This window comes from Burkholderia sp. AU38729, assembly GCF_020419725.1.
Taxonomy (GTDB): domain Bacteria; phylum Pseudomonadota; class Gammaproteobacteria; order Burkholderiales; family Burkholderiaceae; genus Burkholderia.
The window spans coordinates 412,066-428,445 of the sequence record NZ_JAIZQO010000001.1 but is presented as its reverse complement, the minus strand read 5'-3'; the positions used below and the strand labels follow the sequence as shown (position 1 = coordinate 428,445).

15 protein-coding genes are annotated in these 16,380 nt (G+C 68.6%); 10 read left to right on the top strand and 5 right to left on the bottom strand.

All coding sequences use genetic code 11. The annotated features are described in order from the left end of the window. Positions 1–2: 2 nt before the first annotated feature. Positions 3–713: a hypothetical protein gene (locus LGM56_RS01850; protein ID WP_089496442.1), complete on the bottom strand. Its 711-nt coding sequence runs from the start codon at positions 711–713 to the stop codon at positions 3–5. A 61-nt stretch (positions 714–774) separates the two neighbouring features. Here LGM56_RS01850 and LGM56_RS01845 point away from each other — a divergent pair, with 61 nt between their 5' ends. Next, positions 775–2,235: a fatty acid desaturase family protein gene (locus LGM56_RS01845; RefSeq protein WP_226202434.1), complete on the top strand. Its 1,461-nt coding sequence runs from the start codon at positions 775–777 to the stop codon at positions 2,233–2,235. A gap of 48 nt (positions 2,236–2,283) precedes the next feature. On the opposite strand, the gene LGM56_RS01840 is transcribed toward LGM56_RS01845, so the two are convergent. The 3 genes from LGM56_RS01840 to LGM56_RS01830 all read right to left on the bottom strand — a co-directional run bounded on the left by LGM56_RS01840 (position 2,284) and on the right by LGM56_RS01830 (position 5,297). After that, complete coding sequence (locus LGM56_RS01840; protein WP_226202432.1) at positions 2,284–3,015, bottom strand: ribonuclease T2; 732 nt, start codon at positions 3,013–3,015, stop codon at positions 2,284–2,286. A gap of 204 nt (positions 3,016–3,219) precedes the next feature. Then, positions 3,220–3,798 carry a hypothetical protein gene (locus LGM56_RS01835; RefSeq protein WP_226202430.1) on the bottom strand — a complete coding sequence of 193 codons (579 nt, stop codon included), beginning with the start codon at positions 3,796–3,798 and terminating at the stop codon, positions 3,220–3,222. A gap of 95 nt (positions 3,799–3,893) precedes the next feature. Then, the gene (locus tag LGM56_RS01830) at positions 3,894–5,297 is read right to left on the bottom strand and encodes an HdeD family acid-resistance protein (RefSeq protein ID WP_089496439.1); all 1,404 of its coding nucleotides are present in this window, start codon (positions 5,295–5,297) and stop codon (positions 3,894–3,896) included. 339 nt (positions 5,298–5,636) lie between these two features. Between LGM56_RS01830 and LGM56_RS01825 the strand changes: the two genes are divergently transcribed. From LGM56_RS01825 to LGM56_RS01790, 8 genes are all read left to right on the top strand, one after another. Further along, complete coding sequence (locus LGM56_RS01825) at positions 5,637–6,311, top strand: hypothetical protein (RefSeq protein WP_226202428.1); 675 nt, start codon at positions 5,637–5,639, stop codon at positions 6,309–6,311. Positions 6,312–6,376: 65 nt separating this feature from the next. Beyond that, positions 6,377–6,943: a helix-turn-helix domain-containing protein gene (locus tag LGM56_RS01820; protein ID WP_226202426.1), complete on the top strand. Its 567-nt coding sequence runs from the start codon at positions 6,377–6,379 to the stop codon at positions 6,941–6,943. Between the two features lie 117 nt (positions 6,944–7,060). Next, on the top strand, positions 7,061–7,270 hold the full coding sequence (locus tag LGM56_RS01815; protein WP_226202424.1) for a hypothetical protein: 210 nt from the start codon (positions 7,061–7,063) through the stop codon (positions 7,268–7,270). Positions 7,271–7,367: 97 nt separating this feature from the next. After that, positions 7,368–7,949 (top strand): HD domain-containing protein, encoded by a 582-nt coding sequence (locus LGM56_RS01810; protein WP_226202422.1) that lies wholly within the window; start codon positions 7,368–7,370, stop codon positions 7,947–7,949. A 55-nt stretch (positions 7,950–8,004) separates the two neighbouring features. Next, entirely contained in the window at positions 8,005–8,733 is a 729-nt protein-coding gene (locus LGM56_RS01805) for a class I SAM-dependent methyltransferase (RefSeq protein ID WP_226202420.1), read from the top strand. A gap of 296 nt (positions 8,734–9,029) precedes the next feature. Continuing rightward, positions 9,030–10,223, top strand: coding sequence for an efflux RND transporter periplasmic adaptor subunit (locus LGM56_RS01800; protein WP_226202418.1), 1,194 nt, complete (start codon positions 9,030–9,032; stop codon positions 10,221–10,223). Positions 10,224–10,225: 2 nt separating this feature from the next. After that, positions 10,226–12,295, top strand: a complete 2,070-nt coding sequence (locus LGM56_RS01795; RefSeq protein WP_226202416.1) for a MacB family efflux pump subunit — start codon at positions 10,226–10,228, stop codon at positions 12,293–12,295. A gap of 13 nt (positions 12,296–12,308) precedes the next feature. Further along, a complete protein-coding gene (locus LGM56_RS01790; protein ID WP_226202413.1) occupies positions 12,309–13,682 on the top strand; it encodes an efflux transporter outer membrane subunit in 1,374 nt (457 codons plus the stop codon). 42 nt (positions 13,683–13,724) lie between these two features. Here the strand turns inward: LGM56_RS01790 and LGM56_RS01785 are convergent, their stop codons facing one another. Beyond that, the gene (locus LGM56_RS01785; protein ID WP_226202411.1) at positions 13,725–15,263 is read right to left on the bottom strand and encodes an MFS transporter; all 1,539 of its coding nucleotides are present in this window, start codon (positions 15,261–15,263) and stop codon (positions 13,725–13,727) included. Between the two features lie 171 nt (positions 15,264–15,434). Between LGM56_RS01785 and LGM56_RS01780 the strand changes: the two genes are divergently transcribed. After that, positions 15,435–16,340 carry a LysR family transcriptional regulator gene (locus LGM56_RS01780; protein ID WP_226202409.1) on the top strand — a complete coding sequence of 302 codons (906 nt, stop codon included), beginning with the start codon at positions 15,435–15,437 and terminating at the stop codon, positions 16,338–16,340. Positions 16,341–16,380: the final 40 nt, after the last annotated feature.

Sequence of the window (16,380 nt, the reverse complement as noted above, 5' to 3'; positions counted from 1 at the left end):
GCTCACACCCCGTCGAACAGCCGGCGCGCAAGCGGCCGCAGGTTCGACGCCGACAGTTCGCACAGGCACACGAGTTCGTCGCCCTGTGCGTAGCCGGGATTGCGTGCGAGGAAGTAGTCGACGTCGGCCAGCCGCCGGTGCGCGGCCGGCACCTCCGCGAGCACGGGCGCAAGCCGGCCCTGCGGCGTGTCGAACGACAGCAGGCCGGTGGCGGAGTCGTACGCGTGCCCGTAGCGGCTCGCGGCCAGGTAATCCATCAGGTCCTGCGTGACCGGAGCGGTCAGGTGATCGGCACGCGGCGCGTAGTCGCGCGCGAACGCGCGCAGGTAGCGATAGGTGCGATGCCCCTTGCAGATCAGGAACCAGTACAGCGGCACGGCGGGTGCCTGCCGCCACACGTCGCCCGCGTGGCGGATCCACGCGAACGCGAGATGCTGCGTGCCCCAGTGCGCGGGATCGATGATCGTGTCGCCGGAAAAGATCACGCGGATCGACGCGTCGCGCCAGCGTGTCTCGTACTGCTTGAGCGTCGAGAAGCCCTGGATCGCGCCGCCGCCGTCGCGCAGCACGATGCAGTGCGTCTTGTCGCCGAGGTCGCGGTCGAACTGCGCACGAACCGTGTCGCAATAGGACGCCGCATACAACGAGAACATCCGGTCGATGTCGTCCGGGCCCAGGGCCGCACGTTCGACGGCGGTGGCACGCAACTCCATCGGGTACTCCTGCAAGACTGAACAGCTTGCTATGATAGCCCGTTACTCGCCTGCTCCCGCCATGTCCAACGCCGGTTCCCGCCTGGATGCGAACGACGCGCCGATCGCCCGGCCATGGCGGCTGCTCGTCGCCTATCTCGTCGTGACGGGCGCGTTCTACTCCTTCGTCACGCACCTGCCGCTCGGGCCGGTCACGATCATTCCGGCGAGCACACTCGATCGCGCGGTTCCGCTGCTGCCCGGCACCGTGCCGCTTTACCTCAGCTACCTGTTCGTGATGCCCGCGCTCGTGTGGCTCGGGCGTGGCCGTGCATGGCTGCTGCCGGCGCTCTTCGCAGGCACGCTCGCGGCCGGCATTTGCCTCGTGTGCCATCTGCTGCATCCGACCGCCGTCGCATGGCCGCCCGCTCATGACGGCTGGATCGCGTGGCTGCAGCGGATCGACACGCCGCTTGCCGCGTCGCCGAGCGGGCACGTCGCGCTGCCGGTCGCGATCGCCATCGTGCTGCTGGCGCTGCGGCAACGGTCAGCCGTGCTGTTCGCCGCGTGGAGCGCGCTGCTGATGGTGACGGTCCTGACCACCGGCCAGCATCGTGCCGCCGACGTCGCATGGGGCGGCGCGACCGGTATCGCGGCCGGCGCGCTCACGCTCGCGCTGCTGCGCACCAAAGTCGACCTGCGCACGATGGCGGCCGCGCTGCTCGAATGGGCGTGCATCGTCGTGGCGATCCGGGTGGCCACCGCGCTCGGCGCGTGGTACCTGTATGCGCTTGCCGTACTCGTCGTCGCGACGCGGCAGCATGCGCTGTTCATCCTGTATCACGACGCGACCCACTATCACCTCACGCGCCGCCGCGGTTTCAACGACTTCCTGATCAACGTCGCGATCGGCGTGCCGGGGCTCGTGCCCATCGAGTTCTACCGGCCGCTGCATCTCGCGCATCACCGGCATCTCGGCACCGCGCAGGACCCGGAGCGGCAGTTCCTCTATCACGACCAGCCGTGGCAGTTCCGGCCGCTCGACGCATGGCCGCTTGCGCGGCAGTTCCTCGGCGACCTGCTCGTGCTGAACATGGTGCGCAACATGGCGGCATTCCGGCGCGCGGGCGGACAGAACACGCGGCTCGGCCGGCCGTTCCTGGCAGCCGCGGCGGTGTGGGGAGTCATCGTCGCGCTGCTCGTATGGGCCTGTACCGTGCAGACGATCCTGCTGGTCGCCGCGCTGTGGTTCGTGACGCTGCTCACGCTGTCGGTCCTGCTGCAGAAGATCCGCAGCATGGCCGAGCACAGCGGCGGCCCGCACGCGACGCCCGGCTGGGCCGACTGGACGTATTCATGGCGAACGGGCTGGATCGGCCGCGTGTTCGTGTGGCCGTATCACATCAACCTTCATCTGCAGCATCACCGGAATCCGGCGGTGCCGTGGCATGCACTGCCCGACGCGATCGACGAACACGAGCCGCAACTCGACGCACCGGAACTGGCCCGGCTGCTGTGGTCGGGCCTCCCGCCGAAGCCGTAACAAGCGACGGCGCGCCCGATGTCGCGCGCACCGCCCCTTCCTTCCCCGTTACTTCGCGATATACACACCCGACGTCGGGCACGTGCCCTGCGTATTGCCGTCCGTCACGAGCGAGGCGGCGCTCGGGAACTGCGTGGTCGCATTGGTCTTCACCGCGATCCACGCTTCGGTGAAGTAGCTGACGCCGTTCGTCTTCGTGCACTTCAGCGACACCGCGCTGCGCGTGTGGCTGCCGAACGCGCCTTCGAACGCCGACAGCAGTTGGTTACGCGTGACCGTCTTGCCCGCGTTCGCCTGCAGGAATGCGTTGAACGACGTGTTGCCGAGCCGGCTGATCATGCCGGATGCCTGGTTCCAGTACGCATCGGGCGATGCCGAATTCGAGCAGGTGCCGTGCTTGAACCACTCGTGCTTGTCGAGGCACGACGCGACGCCCGGCATGTACGTCGACAGCGTGTTGCGGGTCGCGCTGCTGATCGGGTACGCGTCCATGCTGCACCACTGGTGCGCGTTGTCGAGGTCGATGTCGTTCTGCGGCACGCCGCAGTAGAACGGCTGGTTGCCGTCGTAGTTGTTCGGCCACAGGCCATGCAGTGACAGGCTCGTTGCCGCGTACGTGCCGGCGAGGTTCGTGCATTCGGGCGTGTCGTGCGACGCGCAGAAGCCGGGCTCCCACGACGCGGCGAGCAACAGGTAGTCGTAGCTGGTCTGCGCGGTGGCGTGCAGTGAAGCGGAAGCGACGGCGAGTGCGGCAGCGGCGCGGGCGAGCGTCTTGAGCATGGCGTTTCCTCGGAAAAGGCTTGCGGTCGCGGGATGCGCCGCAAGGTTGTCGAATATCTGTCCGCGATTGTTGCCGATGCAACGTGGCACGAATGTGAAGGTGGACGAAAGAAGTCGGGCGGCGCGGGTGCAGATACCCACCGTCGCGTCGCGCGCTGCCTCACACGGCCGACACGTGCCGCCATACTGGCGGCACGCCGCCCGTCACGACCCGGCGCCCAGCTGCGTGCACGCGCGCGTGATCGATTCGGGGCCTTCGAGCGCGAGGATCTGCCACACGCCGATGCTGACGCGCTGGCGCGCCGCCGTCGACGCATCGGTCAGCAACGCCTCGACGCGCGGTGCAGCGTCCGGCGCCTGCTGCTTCAGCGCCGCGTGATGCCGCGCGCGCGACGCCGGTTCGGATTCGTAGACGTCGCACAGACGCACCATGCCGGCGAGACCGGCGAGGTCGTCATCCTTGTCGATCGCGCGCGGCTCGACCGGCGCGAGCCCCTTGCGCTCCGCCGCCGGCAGCTTGTTGCGCGCGCCTTCGTCGATCGACGTGGCGGAGGCCGGCGGCAGGCCGCCGATCGCCGCGACGATCCGGCTGCCCGCGGCGATCATGTCGCCCTGGCACTCGATCTTCTCGGCGGCCGCGACGTTCGAGCAGAACGACACCGACATGCGGTACACGTCGTCGCTCATGCGCGGCACCTCGTCCGCGCTCGCCTGCGCGAAGCCGGCGCTCGTCAGCGCCAGCGCGGCGGGAATCAGGATGCGGAAGGCTCTCGTCTTGTTCATTGTTGTTTACGTTGGGGGGTCTCGTGGCGGGCAACCTCGCGCGGCCGCACGGTGGCGGCCACAGTGACGCCGGGCCCGCGTCCGGCGGCATGCGCTCACTTCATCGACGCTGCCTCCGGTCCGCCGGGCGACAGCGCCGCGTGGTCCTGCTCGCGCCACGTGCGGCGCGACGTCATGATCGCCTTCACGGCCGAGCGCGCGACCTTCCACCACGCGAACGGCCGCGGGTCGGCGAGCATGCTCAGCGCGCGCGCATAGTCGAGCGTGAGCCCGGGCGTCCAGGCCATCGTCACCGCGCGCTTGCGGATCTGCGCGGCGACCCACAGCTCCGGCGTGAGCAGCAGCCGCACGAACGCGCCCCACCCGGCCCGCGCGCCCTTCAGCCGCCACACCGCGCCGTCGAGCGCGGCTTCGAGCGCGTTCGACACCGTGCTCGAGCAGTTGCGATGCGTGAGGTTGTACGTCACGTTCTGCCGGTACGACGTCCAGAAGGCATCCAGCTTCGACGGATCGTAGTTGCGGATCCGCACGCGCACGGTCGACGGGCACCACGCCTTCGATTCGGTCGCGTAGTCGGGCTGGAACAAGCCCGGTACGTCGTTTTCGCGGGTCGCGCGCAGGATGCGCGTGAATTCGTCCGGAGAACGATCGATTTCGACGCCCGGATACAGGCTGATATAGACGCCCTCGGGCGACTCCAGCGCCGCGTGCCCGGTGGAGATCACACCGTTGACGTCCACGGCCGCGATATAGCGGTCGATCACCGGATAGCGCTGCGCTTCGGCCTTCGACGTGCCGGTCGGCGTCCACACGTGCACGGTGAGCGCATGCTCGCCGTCGGCCGGCGGGCCGTCCCATTCGGATTGCGCGAAATGCGGCCGGTCGCGCGCGTCGTCGAGATCGGGCGCGAGCGCCGGCGCCGGCGACGTCGCGAACGCCGGATTGCGCGTCAGCCGCCGCACGCGCGCGGCGAGGCTCAGCATGTGCATCCCGCCGAACATCAGCAGCAGCCCGAGGCAGTACGGCACGGTACCCACGTAGTGCGTCGGATACGGCTGGTAGAAAAAGATCGCCAGCAGGATCTCAACGACGCCCCATGCGAATGCGACGTTCCAGCGGCGATAGCGCACCATCCACGCTGCAGTGCACTGCAGCAGCCCGTCGACGAGGAACAGCGTGCCGAAGATCATCGACAGCAGGAAATGGCCATGGTGATGCCCCGCGAACACGAGCCCGGCGGCGACCACGACCACGATCCCCTTCACGTAGCGCAGGATGCGCTGCCCGCCGACGCCGCTGCCGGCCACGGCAAGCGTCGCGAGCCCCTCGATCAGGAACAGCCACGCAAAGATCTGAATCGGGAAGTGCAACGCGCCGTCGAGCGCATCGACGAAGATCACGACGCCCGCGACGACCCACACCCAGCCGAGCACGGTCAGGCCGCGCCAGCGGGTGCGCAAGTATTCGATGCCCAGCAGCAGCAAGACCAGTCGTACCATCGCGTGCTCTCGTCATTTTTTTTGGATACGCGCGGGTCACGCGTTTCCTGTCGTTTCGACCGTGCCTCGTGCAGAGTGCTAGCCGAAAAGCGGTAATTCGTACCGGCGCGTCATGCCTCGACATGACCGTGGGTGGCCGGTATCCCTCCGCACTGGCCGAATAATAAGATATGGCGGAGACGGTTGAAAGCGGCGGCGACAACGTCGTCGGCACGGCACGGTCAGGGGCCATCGACTGCTGCCACGGCAGATTTCCCGTTCGACAACGCGCAGTGGATCCGCCAGAATCCCGCTACGAGGGCATCGAAAGAACCGAACCGCACAAGACGGGACAAGACCATGACCATATCGATCGCACGCCGGTGCTGGCACGCCGCCTTGATCGCGGGCTGCATCGCGCTGCCGGGCTGCCACGAACCACCAGTACACACGGAACAGCCGCCGCCCGAGGATCCGTTTTTCAAGTCGGGGCTGGTTCGGGAACAGCCGTACGATGAAGCGGTATCCGGCTTCATGGTCACGAAAGACCATGCGAAGCTGATCGTGCTGGGCCGCCCCGTCCACTTCGTCCTCGATCTGCCCGACTCGCTGCGATCCGCCATGTCGGCAAGCTACCGGACATCATTGCGTTGGTCGTTCAACGGATTCCGGGCGGTGGGCGGCCATGTCAAAGGCCATTTCCGCGTCGTGCTGCCGGACGGCGCTTCAGCAATCGATCGGGTAACGGCGGCCGCGCATGGGTTTGTCGTCGTACACGACGGTCTCGCGCTCGAAGGCAGCATCGCCGGAATGCGTTACGCCACCCAAGGCTTCGAGATACCGCCCAAGGTGGCAGCGCAGCTGCTCGACCGGCCCTACACGATTGATGCCCGGCATGTGACGGAGGCCGTGGCAATCATGAATCTCGCGATCGAACCCACGCCGATCACGGCCACCGCCGACGGCGATCTTGTCCTCGGCGGCGCCGCGCTGGTCCCTGTCGAACTCGTCACGATTCAGGCGCCAACGGAATGACGATTCCCTCCATCGCCGCCGCAACGCGGCGCGAGCGCGATGCGCACCCCGAACGGAGCACCACCATGACCGCCTCACCGCTTCACGCCCCGCCGCTCGGCCCGCAACTCAAGCGCTGGCGCGCGCTGCATCGCGTCAAGCAGAGCCATGCGGCCGAGCTGTTCGGCGTCGCGCAATCGACGATCTCGCGCTGGGAAGCCGGCCGCCAGCAGATGTCGCCCGACGAGCGCGCGACCGCCGAGCGGCTGCTCGCCGCGCGCCTCGATTCGGCCGGCGATCACGCGCTCGCGCGGCTCGTCTCGGGCAGCGCGGGCCGCATGCACCTCGTGTGCGACCTCACGCACCGCCTGCTCGCTTCTTCTCCGGCGCGCGCGGCCGAATTCTCGCAACCGCTGTCGATGCTGCTCGGCACGTCGCTGTGGCGCTACGCAACGCCGGAGATCGTCCGCATGGAAACCGCGCTCGACACGCTCGGCTGGCATGACCACGCGGGGCCGCCGAGCGTCGAATTCGACACCGGTGCGAATGCATCGCGCGTCGTACCGATCCGCGGCAGCATGTGCCGGTGGACGCGGATGACGCTGTCGGACGGCTCGGCCGTGCGGCTCGTGGAGACGCTCCAGGATGCGTGATTGCCGGGTCGCGATGAAGCACCGCATACCGGCAACGGTGCGGCAACCTTCAACGTGTCCGGCATGCCACGCAACCAATACCAACGTGAATGGCAGCACGCCCAAGGGAGATGCCACATGTCGACGCTTGTCATGCGAGAACTCGTGATCGTCGCGTTCCTTCTCTATACGGGCGCCGCCGTGCTGGTCGCGCTTCGCTCGGGTGTGGCCAACGCCGGCGGCAGGCGGGTGGCGCGCCGCAGCAGCCCCTGGCTGTTCCGCCTGATCGTCGGTATTCAAACGGGCTTCTTCGCGCTGTTCTGCTGGGCCGGACTTTTTGTGAAGTAGCGGCGCGGCAAAGCGCCCCCCGCCACGCATATTTCATGCGTGGACGACCCGCGCCCACCCGCATTACGCTAGGCGGCTCATCGCAAGGACGCCGACCATGACCCCCGATACGATCCACGTGCGGCTCGCTTTCCTGCGCGAAGCCGAACGCCTGAAGGATGTGCTGCGCAGCGGCCACACGTCGTCCGGGCGCGCGGAAAGCACGGCCGAACACAGCTGGCGGCTGTGCCTGATGGCGCTCGTGTTCGCCGACGCGCTGCCCGGCATCGACACGCTGAAGCTGCTGAAGCTGTGCATCGTCCACGATCTCGGCGAGGCGCTGCACGGCGACATTCCCGCGATCGAGCAAGCCGCGCACCCCGACAAAAGCGCGCAAGAACGCGACGACCTGCTGACGCTGACCTCATCGATCGATCCCGCGCGGCGCGACGAGATCGTCGCGCTGTGGGATGAATACGACGCGGCGGCGACGCCGGAAGCACGCGCGGCGAAGGCGCTCGACAAGCTCGAGACGATCCTGCAGCACAACCAGGGCAGCAACCCGCCCGATTTCGACTACGCGTTCAATCTCGGCTACGGCCGCCGCTACACCGACGCCGCGCCGCTGTTCAGCGCGATCCGCGACATCGTCGACGCCGACACGCAACGCCGGATCGACGCGAGCGGGCAGCGCGCGTAAGCTCGCGGGATCGGGCGTGCGGCACCGCGCACCCTGCCCGCACGAGGCGCTACGCATGACGCAGAACATCTACGACGACCCGGCCTTCTTCGAAGGCTACAGCCGCCTGAACCGCTCGATTCACGGCCTCGACGGCGCACCCGAATGGCCCGCGCTGCGCGCGCTGCTGCCCGGCCTGCGCGGCCGCAACGTGCTCGACCTCGGCTGCGGCTACGGCTGGTTCAGCCGCTGGGCGGCCGACCAGGGCGCGGCAAGCGTGCTCGGCATCGATGTCTCCGAGCGCATGCTCGAACGCGCGGCCTCGACCGCCGCGCACCCGGCGATCACGTACCGCCGCGCCGATCTCGAAACGCTCGCGTTGCCCAACGCCGCGTTCGATCTGGCCTACAGCTCGCTCGCCTTCCACTACGTCGCGCACCTCGACACGCTGCTGCGCACGATTCATCGCGCGCTCGTGCCCGGCGGGCGGCTCGTGTTCTCGATCGAGCACCCCATTTATACGGCGCCGCGCCGGCCCGGCTTCGTCGTCGATGCGCAGGGCAACCGCGCCTGGCCGCTCGACGGCTACCAGCATGAAGGCGAACGCGTGACCGACTGGCTCGCGCCGGGCGTCGTCAAGCAGCACCGCACGCTCGGCACGCTCGTGAACCTGCTGATCGGCAGCGGCTTCACGCTCACGCATCTGGACGAATGGGGACCGACGCAGGCGCAGGTCGATGCGCTGCCCGCGCTCGACGAGGAACGCGACCGGCCGATGATGGCGCTCGTCGCGGCGCAGCGCTAACGCACGTCAGCGCACGCCGCGACACGCACGCGGCCCCTCGCCCGCCGCGCTCACCGACCGCGGCTATCGCGCCGCACGGCCTCCGCTCCGGCGCGGCGTTCGCACAATTCAGCACAATTTCCACACGATTTGGCGTGATGTCCTCGCTTACCATGAGCGGCTGATTCGACTCGGCACGCCCGCGCGATGCGTACGCGGATGCCGTCGCGGGCAACCTGCCCGACAGGCGACGCCGACCGGATCGTCCCGCCCGGCCGCACGCATCGCCGGCACTGCCTGATCCTCGCCGCACGCTCATGACTCAGAAGACCCATCGCCGCCGGCGCATCGTGCTGGCTACCCTTGCCGTCGTGGCGATCGCCGCCGGCGTCACGCTGAAGGCGTGCGCGCCCGACAAGCATCCGCAATACCTGTCCGCGCCCGTCTCGCGCGGCGATCTCGAGAACGCGGTGCTGGCGACCGGCGCGCTTCAGGCCTTCAAGCAGGTCGACGTCGGTGCGCAGGTGTCGGGGCAGCTGAAATCGCTGAAAGTCAAGCTCGGCGACAAAGTCACGAAGGGCCAGTGGCTCGCCGAGATCGATCCCGTGATCTCGGAAAACGCGCTGCGCCAGGCGCGCGCCAGCGAAGAAAGCCTGCGCGCGCAACAGCAATCGACCGCCGCGCAACTCACGCAGGCGGAACTCGCGTTCAAGCGCCAGCAGGCGATGCTGCCCGACGATGCGACCTCGCGCGAATCGTTCGAGGCCGCACGCGCGACGCTCGACGTGCAGCGTGCGACCCTCGCGTCGCTCGCCGCGCAGATCCGCTCGGCCCGCATCCAGATCGAGACCGCGCAGGCGAACCTCGGCTACACGCGCATCGTCGCGCCGATCGACGGCGAGGTCGTCGCGGTCGTCACGCAGGAAGGCCAGACCGTGATCGCGCAGCAGCAGGCGCCGGTGATCCTGAAGCTCGCCGATCTCGACACGATGACCGTGAAGGCGCAGGTGTCGGAAGCCGACGTGATCCGCGTGCGTGCCGGCCAGACCGCGTATTTCACGATCCTCGGCGAACCGGACAAGCGTCACTACGGCAAGCTGCGCGCGATCGAGCCGGCGCCGCAGAACTATGCCGAAGCGCAGAGCCCGCTCGGCGGCGGTGCGGGCGGCGGCACGAAGCCGAATTCGGCCGTGTTCTACAACGCGCTGTTCGAAGTGCCGAACCCCGAGCATCGGCTGCGCATCTCGATGACCGCGCAAGTCAACATCGTGCTCGGCAACGCCCGCAACGCGCTCAGCATTCCGGCCGCCGCGCTCGGCGAAAAACGCAAGGACGGCACCTACGCGGTGCGCGTGCTGCGCGCCGACGGCAGCACGGAAACGCGCAGCATCCGCATCGGCATCAACAACAACGTGCGCGTCGAAGTCCTGGCCGGCCTGAAGGACGGCGACCGCGTCGTGATCGGCGAAGCGGCCGGTGACGACCACGCGCCGCTGGCGGACGTGGTGTGACGATGAGCCAGCCCCTGCTGAAACTCGCTGCCGTCACGCGACGCTTTCCGGCCGGCGACAAGGATGTCGTTGTCCTGAACAACGTCAACCTGTCGATCCACGCGGGCGAGATCGTCGCGATCGTCGGCGCGTCGGGCTCCGGGAAGTCGACGCTGATGAACATCCTCGGCTGCCTCGATCATCCGAGCGAAGGCACCTACACGGTCGGCGGCCGCGACACGCACATGCTCGACAGCGACGAGCTCGCGCAACTGCGTCGCGAGCATTTCGGCTTCGTGTTTCAGCGCTACCACCTGCTGCCGCACGTCGACGCCGTCGCGAACCTCGAGATGCCCGCGATCTATGCCGGCACGCCGCGCGCCGAACGGCACGCACGCGCACGCGAACTGCTCGCACGCCTCGGGCTCGCGGATCGTGCGCACCATCGGCCCGGACAACTGTCCGGCGGCCAGCAGCAGCGCGTGAGCATCGCGCGTGCGTTGATGAACGGCGGCCAGGTGATCCTCGCCGACGAACCGACCGGCGCGCTCGACACGAAAAGCGGCCAGGACGTGATCCGCATCCTGCACGAGCTGAACGCGCTCGGCCATACGATCGTCATCGTCACGCACGACCAGGCCGTCGCGCGCCACGCGAAGCGCATCATCGAGATCAGCGACGGCGAGATCGTCGCCGACCGGCCGAATCGGCACTATGCGGAAGCGCTCGCGGAAGCGGGCGTCGACGCAGCGGAAGCAGTACAAGCGACCGAAGCGGAAGCCAGCGCACTACCCGCCCGTGATCGCCACGACACGTTACCGCCGCCCGCACCGGTCGACACCGAGGCGCACGCCGATACCGAACCCGGCACGCGCACGCAACGCTTCGCCGCCGGCTCCGGCCGCTTCGCCGAGGCCTGCCGGATGGCATGGATCGCACTCGTGTCGCACCGGCTGCGCACGCTGCTGACGATGCTCGGCATCATCATCGGCATCACGTCCGTCGTGTCGATCGTCGCGATCGGCGAAGGCGCGAAGCGCTACATGCTCGACGAGATCGGCAGCATCGGCACGAACACGATCAACCTCTATCCGGGCACCGACTGGGGCGACAGCCGCGCCGACGCGATCCAGACGCTCGTGCCGGCCGACGTCGCCGCGCTCGCCGAGCAGCCGTACGTCGACAGCGCGACGCCCGAAACGTCGCGCACGCTGCTGCTGCGCTACCGCAACGTCGACGTGAACGCGCTCGTGAGCGGCGTCGGCGACCGCTTCTTCCAGGCCCGCGGGATGCGCTTCGCGCTGGGTGTCGCGTTCGACGAGGACGCGGTGCGCCGCCAGGTGCAGGTGGCCGTGATCGACCAGAACACGCGCCGCAAGCTGTTCGGCGCGACGCGCAACCCGATCGGCGAAGTGATCCTGGTCGACAACGTGCCGTGCGTCGTGATCGGCGTGACGGCCGACAAGAAGAGCGCGTTCGGCAGCGTGAAGAGCCTGAACGTGTGGGTGCCGTACACCACCGCGAGCGGGCGCCTGTTCGGGCAGCGTTATCTCGACAGCATCACCGTGCGCGTGCGCGACGGGCAGCCGAGCGCCGCCGCCGAGAAAAGCCTCGAAAAGCTGATGACGCAGCGTCACGGCCGCAAGGACTTCTTCACGTACAACATGGACAGCGTGGTGAAGACCGTCGAGAAGACCGGCCAGTCGCTCACGTTGCTGCTGTCGCTGATCGCGGTGATCTCGCTCGTCGTCGGCGGGATCGGCGTGATGAACATCATGCTGGTGTCGGTCACCGAGCGCACGCGCGAAATCGGCATCCGGATGGCGGTCGGCGCGCGCCAGTCCGACATCCTGCAGCAGTTTCTCGTCGAGGCCGTGCTCGTCTGCCTGCTCGGCGGCACGATCGGCATCGCGTTGTCGTTCGGGCTCGGCGCGCTGTTCTCGATGTTCGTCGCACAGTGGAAGATGGTGTTCTCGGCCGGCGCGATCGTGACCGCGTTCGTCTGCTCGACGCTCACCGGTGTGATTTTCGGTTTCATGCCCGCGCGCAATGCATCGCGGCTCGATCCGATCGATGCGCTTGCGCGCGATTGAAGAAAGACCTGTCATGACGCATTCCTCACCGCTTCACCGCCTGGGCGCAGTCACGTGCGCGGCCGCGCTGCTCGCCGGCTGCGCCGGCGCGCGCCACGAACCGCTGCCCCCTGTCGCGATGCCCGCGAACTGGGAGGCACCGGTTTCCGCCAATGCACCGGCCACCTCACGCGACTGGTGGCGCAGCTTCGGCGACCCGCAACTCGATGCGCTGATCGACGATGCGCTGCGCGCCAACAACGACCTCGCGATCGCGGCGATCCGCGTGTACCGCGCGCAACTGCAAGCCGGGCTCGCGGATACGAACCTGACGCCGAACGTGTCGGTCGGCGCGAACGGCGCCGTGTCGCGCACGCTCGATACGCACCGGATGAGCCGGACGAGCGGCGTGACCGGTTCGCTCAGCTATGAAATCGACCTGTGGGGCCGGCTGGCCGCGCTGCGCGACGCCGCGCGCTGGGAAGCCGACGCGACGGCCGCCGATCTCGAAGCCGCGCGGCTGTCGCTGATCGGCACGACGGCGTCGCTGTACTGGCAGATCGGTTATCTGAACCGGCAGATCGCGCTCGGCGACGCGAACATCGCGTATGCAGTCCGCACGCTCGCGGTCGTGCGGTCGCGGCACACGGCCGGCGCCGTGTCGGGGCTCGATCTCGCGCAGGCCGAACAGAGCCTCGCCGCGCAACGCGCCGCGCAGACGCAACTGATCCAGCAGCGCACCGAGAATCGCCACGCGCTCGCGATCCTGTTCGACCGGCCGCCGCAGCAGCGCGCGGCCGAGCCATCCGCACTGCCCGTCGCGGCGCCGCCGGAAGTCGTGGCCGGCCTGCCCGCGAGCCTGCTCGGCCGGCGTCCCGACCTGCGCGCAGCGGAATTCCGGCTGCGCGAATCGCTGGCGCAAGTCGACGCGACGCGCACGAGCTTCTATCCGACCTTCACGCTGACCGGGCAGGCCGGTACGTCGAGCACGAGCCTCGAGCGCGTGCTGATGAATCCGGTCGGCACGCTCGGGCTCGGCCTGGCACTGCCGTTCATCCAGTGGAACACGATGCAGCTGCAGATCAAGGTGTCGAAGTCGCAGTACGAGGAAGCCGTCGTCGGGTTCCGCCAGAAGCTCTACACGGCGCTCGCGGAAGTCGAGAACGCGCTGTCGGCGCGTGTGCAGCTCGAACGCGAAGCCGAGCAGCGCGCGCTGTCGCTGACCCAGGCGCAGCGCGCCGAACAGCTGGCCGCCGCGCGCTTCGCGGCCGGCGCGACCGCCGTGCAGCCGTGGCTCGACCAGCAGCAGCGGCTGCGCGACGCGCAAAGCGCCGACGAACTGACGCGCCTGAACCGGCTCAACAACCAGATGACGCTGTACCGCGCGCTCGGCGGCGGGATGTCCTGACCGAAGCGCGCACCGGGCCGGCCGCGCCGATCAGGCGCGGTGTCATTCACACACGGGCGCTCTGCGCCGCGCCGGCGCAAACGCCACCGCGCTCGCCGTCGCGAGCACGGCCACGCCCGCCGCGCCGTACACCATCACCCAGCCGAATCCGTGCACGAGCGCCGCGTGCAACGCCGCGCCGCTCGGGTCGGCCTGCGCGAGCGCCGGTGCGATCTCGTGCAATCCGTCCGTGCGGCCCGACGCAATCTCCTGCGCGAGCCGGCGCAGCGCCGCATCGCCGATCGTGCCCGCGACGCCGCCCTTCAGGCTCGCGACGATCCCCGCGAGCAGCACGAAACCCATCGCCGCGATGTTCAGCGCGAGCGAGATCATCCGCGCGCTCATGTCGATGCCCGACGCCATCCCGGCCCGCGAGCTCGGCACCGCACCCGTCGTCGTGTTGGTCACGGGGGTATTCGTGAGCCCGAGCCCGATGCCGGCGATCACGCAGCCGGACAGCATCGTGATCCAGCTGGCGTGGTCGGCCGCGCTGCCGATCCGCATCAGCGCGAACCCCGCGGCGATCGTGAACAGGCCGCCCGGGATCACGACGCCCGGCCCGTAGCGCAGCGCGAGCCGTTCGCCGAACGGCGGCGCGACCAACGTCGGCAACGTGTACGCGAGCAACGCGAGGCCGGCCGTCACGCTGTCGTAGCCGAGCGCGACCTGGAACCAGATCGGCAGGTAGATCATGAACGGCCAGAAGCTGAAGTTCATCCCCATCGAACCGAAGATCGCGCCGGTGAACGCGCGAATCCGGAACACCGAGAAATCGAACATCGGCCGCGCACTGGCGCGTTCCGCGATGAAGAAGCCGGCCAGCGCCAGCACGGTCGCGCCGAGCACGCCGAGGCCGGCCGCGCTGGTCAGCCCGAGCGCCGCGCTTTGCGTGATGTAGAACGCCAGGCCGAGCACCGCGAGCGACAGCGTGACGATGCCTGCGACGTCGAGCCTGCCCGCGTGCGGATCGCGCGACTCCTGCACCGCGCCGCCGATCAGCACGAGCGCGACGGCCGCGAGCGGCGCATGGACGAGGAACACCCACGGCCAGCTTGCCAGCGCGACGATCGCGCCGCCGACGATCGGCCCGAACCCGAGCCCGATGCCGAACACGATCCCCCAGATCCCGAACGCGCGGCCGCGCTCGCGGCCCTCGCGGAACTGGTGCGACAGCACCGCAATCTGGCAGATCAGCATCGCGCCGCCGCTGGCGCCCTGCAGCAGCCGCCCCGCGACGAGCACCGGCACGTTCGGCGCGAGCCCGCACAGCAGCGACGTCGCGCCGAACAGCACGGTGCCGATCACGTACACGCGCTTGCGGCCGAACCGGTCGGCGAGCGTGCCGGCGGCCATCAGCACGGTCGTGCACGCGATCGTGTACGCGTTCATGATCCACTGCATGCCGTTGAAATCGCCATGCAGCACGTGTTCGAGCGTCGGCAGGATCACCGGCACGCTCGAGATTTCGAGGCCGAACATCAGCGACGTGAGACAGACGGCCGCGAGCGCGACCGCATTCCTGCGGGAGTCGGATTGCGTCATGCGTATTGCGCCGCGACCCGGCAACGGGCCGCGCGCCTCCAGGTAAGAGGGATGCTCCGCGTGCGGCCGGCGACGCACGCTGAACAGGAATCGGTACTATAGTGAGAATCTTCATCCCCATTGACGCACGGATTTCTCCAGACTGGGGAATTACAGGACTCAATCCCGCCCATGACCGACAGACTCGACGGTGTAACGACCTTCGTCCAGGTAGTGGAATCGGGCAGCTTCGCGCTCGCCGCGGAGCGCCTCGATATGACGCGTTCGGCCGTCGGCAAAGCGATCGCGCGGCTCGAGAAGCGGCTCGGCGCGCGGCTGCTCCAGCGCACGACGCGCAGCCAGAGCCTGACCGACGACGGCCAGGCGTACTACGACCGCTGCGTGCGCGCGCTCGCGGAGCTGGAGGCGGCCGAAGCCGACCTCGACTGCGGCCGCAACGAGCCGCGCGGCAAGTTGCGCCTGAGCGTGCCGCTCGCGTTCGGGCATCACTGCGTGACGCCCATCGTGCTCGACCTCGCGCGCACCTTTCCGCATTTGCGGATCGACGTGTCGATCACCGACCGTTTCGTCGATCTCATCGAGGAAGGCATCGACCTCGCGGTGCGGATCGGCACGCTCGCGGACAGCACGAGCCTCGCGGTGCGGCGGCTCGGCACGCAATACGGCAGCCTCGGCGCGGCGCCGTCGTATCTCGCCCGCTACGGGATGCCGAAGACGCTCGACGACCTGAAAGACCACCGGACGATCGCGTATTCACGCTCGGGCGTGGTTCAACCTTGGGACTTGCGTGCGCTGGACGGCTCGACGGTGCGGGTCGACATGCCGCACCAGCTCAGTTTCGACGACGTGCAGGCGATCGCGGCGGCCGGTGCGTCGGGGTTCGGGATCGCGTGGCTGCCGAGCTGGCTGCTCGATCATTACGTGAAGCGCGGCGAGATGACGGTCGTGCTCGACCGCTGCTTCGTCTGCGAAGGCGACATCCACGCGATCTGGCCGAAGACGCGCTACCTGCCGCGCAAGACGCGCTGCGTGATCGACGCGCTCGCGCAGGCGGTGCCGCCGATGATCGAACGGTGAGGTGAGACGGGATGGGATGGGATGGGATGGGATGAAATGA

Bases quoted from the DNA above. Each gene is read 5' to 3' on its own strand.
- LGM56_RS01850 (WP_089496442.1), bottom strand. From the start codon at position 713: ATGGAGTTGCGTGCCACCGCCGTCGAACGTGCGGCCCTGGGCCCGGAC.
- LGM56_RS01845 (WP_226202434.1), top strand. From the start codon at position 775: ATGTCCAACGCCGGTTCCCGCCTGGATGCGAACGACGCGCCGATCGCC.
- LGM56_RS01840 (WP_226202432.1), bottom strand. From the start codon at position 3,015: ATGCTCAAGACGCTCGCCCGCGCCGCTGCCGCACTCGCCGTCGCTTCC.
- LGM56_RS01835 (WP_226202430.1), bottom strand. From the start codon at position 3,798: ATGAACAAGACGAGAGCCTTCCGCATCCTGATTCCCGCCGCGCTGGCG.
- LGM56_RS01830 (WP_089496439.1), bottom strand. From the start codon at position 5,297: ATGGTACGACTGGTCTTGCTGCTGCTGGGCATCGAATACTTGCGCACC.
- LGM56_RS01825 (WP_226202428.1), top strand. From the start codon at position 5,637: ATGACCATATCGATCGCACGCCGGTGCTGGCACGCCGCCTTGATCGCG.
- LGM56_RS01820 (WP_226202426.1), top strand. From the start codon at position 6,377: ATGACCGCCTCACCGCTTCACGCCCCGCCGCTCGGCCCGCAACTCAAG.
- LGM56_RS01815 (WP_226202424.1), top strand. From the start codon at position 7,061: ATGTCGACGCTTGTCATGCGAGAACTCGTGATCGTCGCGTTCCTTCTC.
- LGM56_RS01810 (WP_226202422.1), top strand. From the start codon at position 7,368: ATGACCCCCGATACGATCCACGTGCGGCTCGCTTTCCTGCGCGAAGCC.
- LGM56_RS01805 (WP_226202420.1), top strand. From the start codon at position 8,005: ATGACGCAGAACATCTACGACGACCCGGCCTTCTTCGAAGGCTACAGC.
- LGM56_RS01800 (WP_226202418.1), top strand. From the start codon at position 9,030: ATGACTCAGAAGACCCATCGCCGCCGGCGCATCGTGCTGGCTACCCTT.
- LGM56_RS01795 (WP_226202416.1), top strand. From the start codon at position 10,226: ATGAGCCAGCCCCTGCTGAAACTCGCTGCCGTCACGCGACGCTTTCCG.
- LGM56_RS01790 (WP_226202413.1), top strand. From the start codon at position 12,309: ATGACGCATTCCTCACCGCTTCACCGCCTGGGCGCAGTCACGTGCGCG.
- LGM56_RS01785 (WP_226202411.1), bottom strand. From the start codon at position 15,263: ATGACGCAATCCGACTCCCGCAGGAATGCGGTCGCGCTCGCGGCCGTC.
- LGM56_RS01780 (WP_226202409.1), top strand. From the start codon at position 15,435: ATGACCGACAGACTCGACGGTGTAACGACCTTCGTCCAGGTAGTGGAA.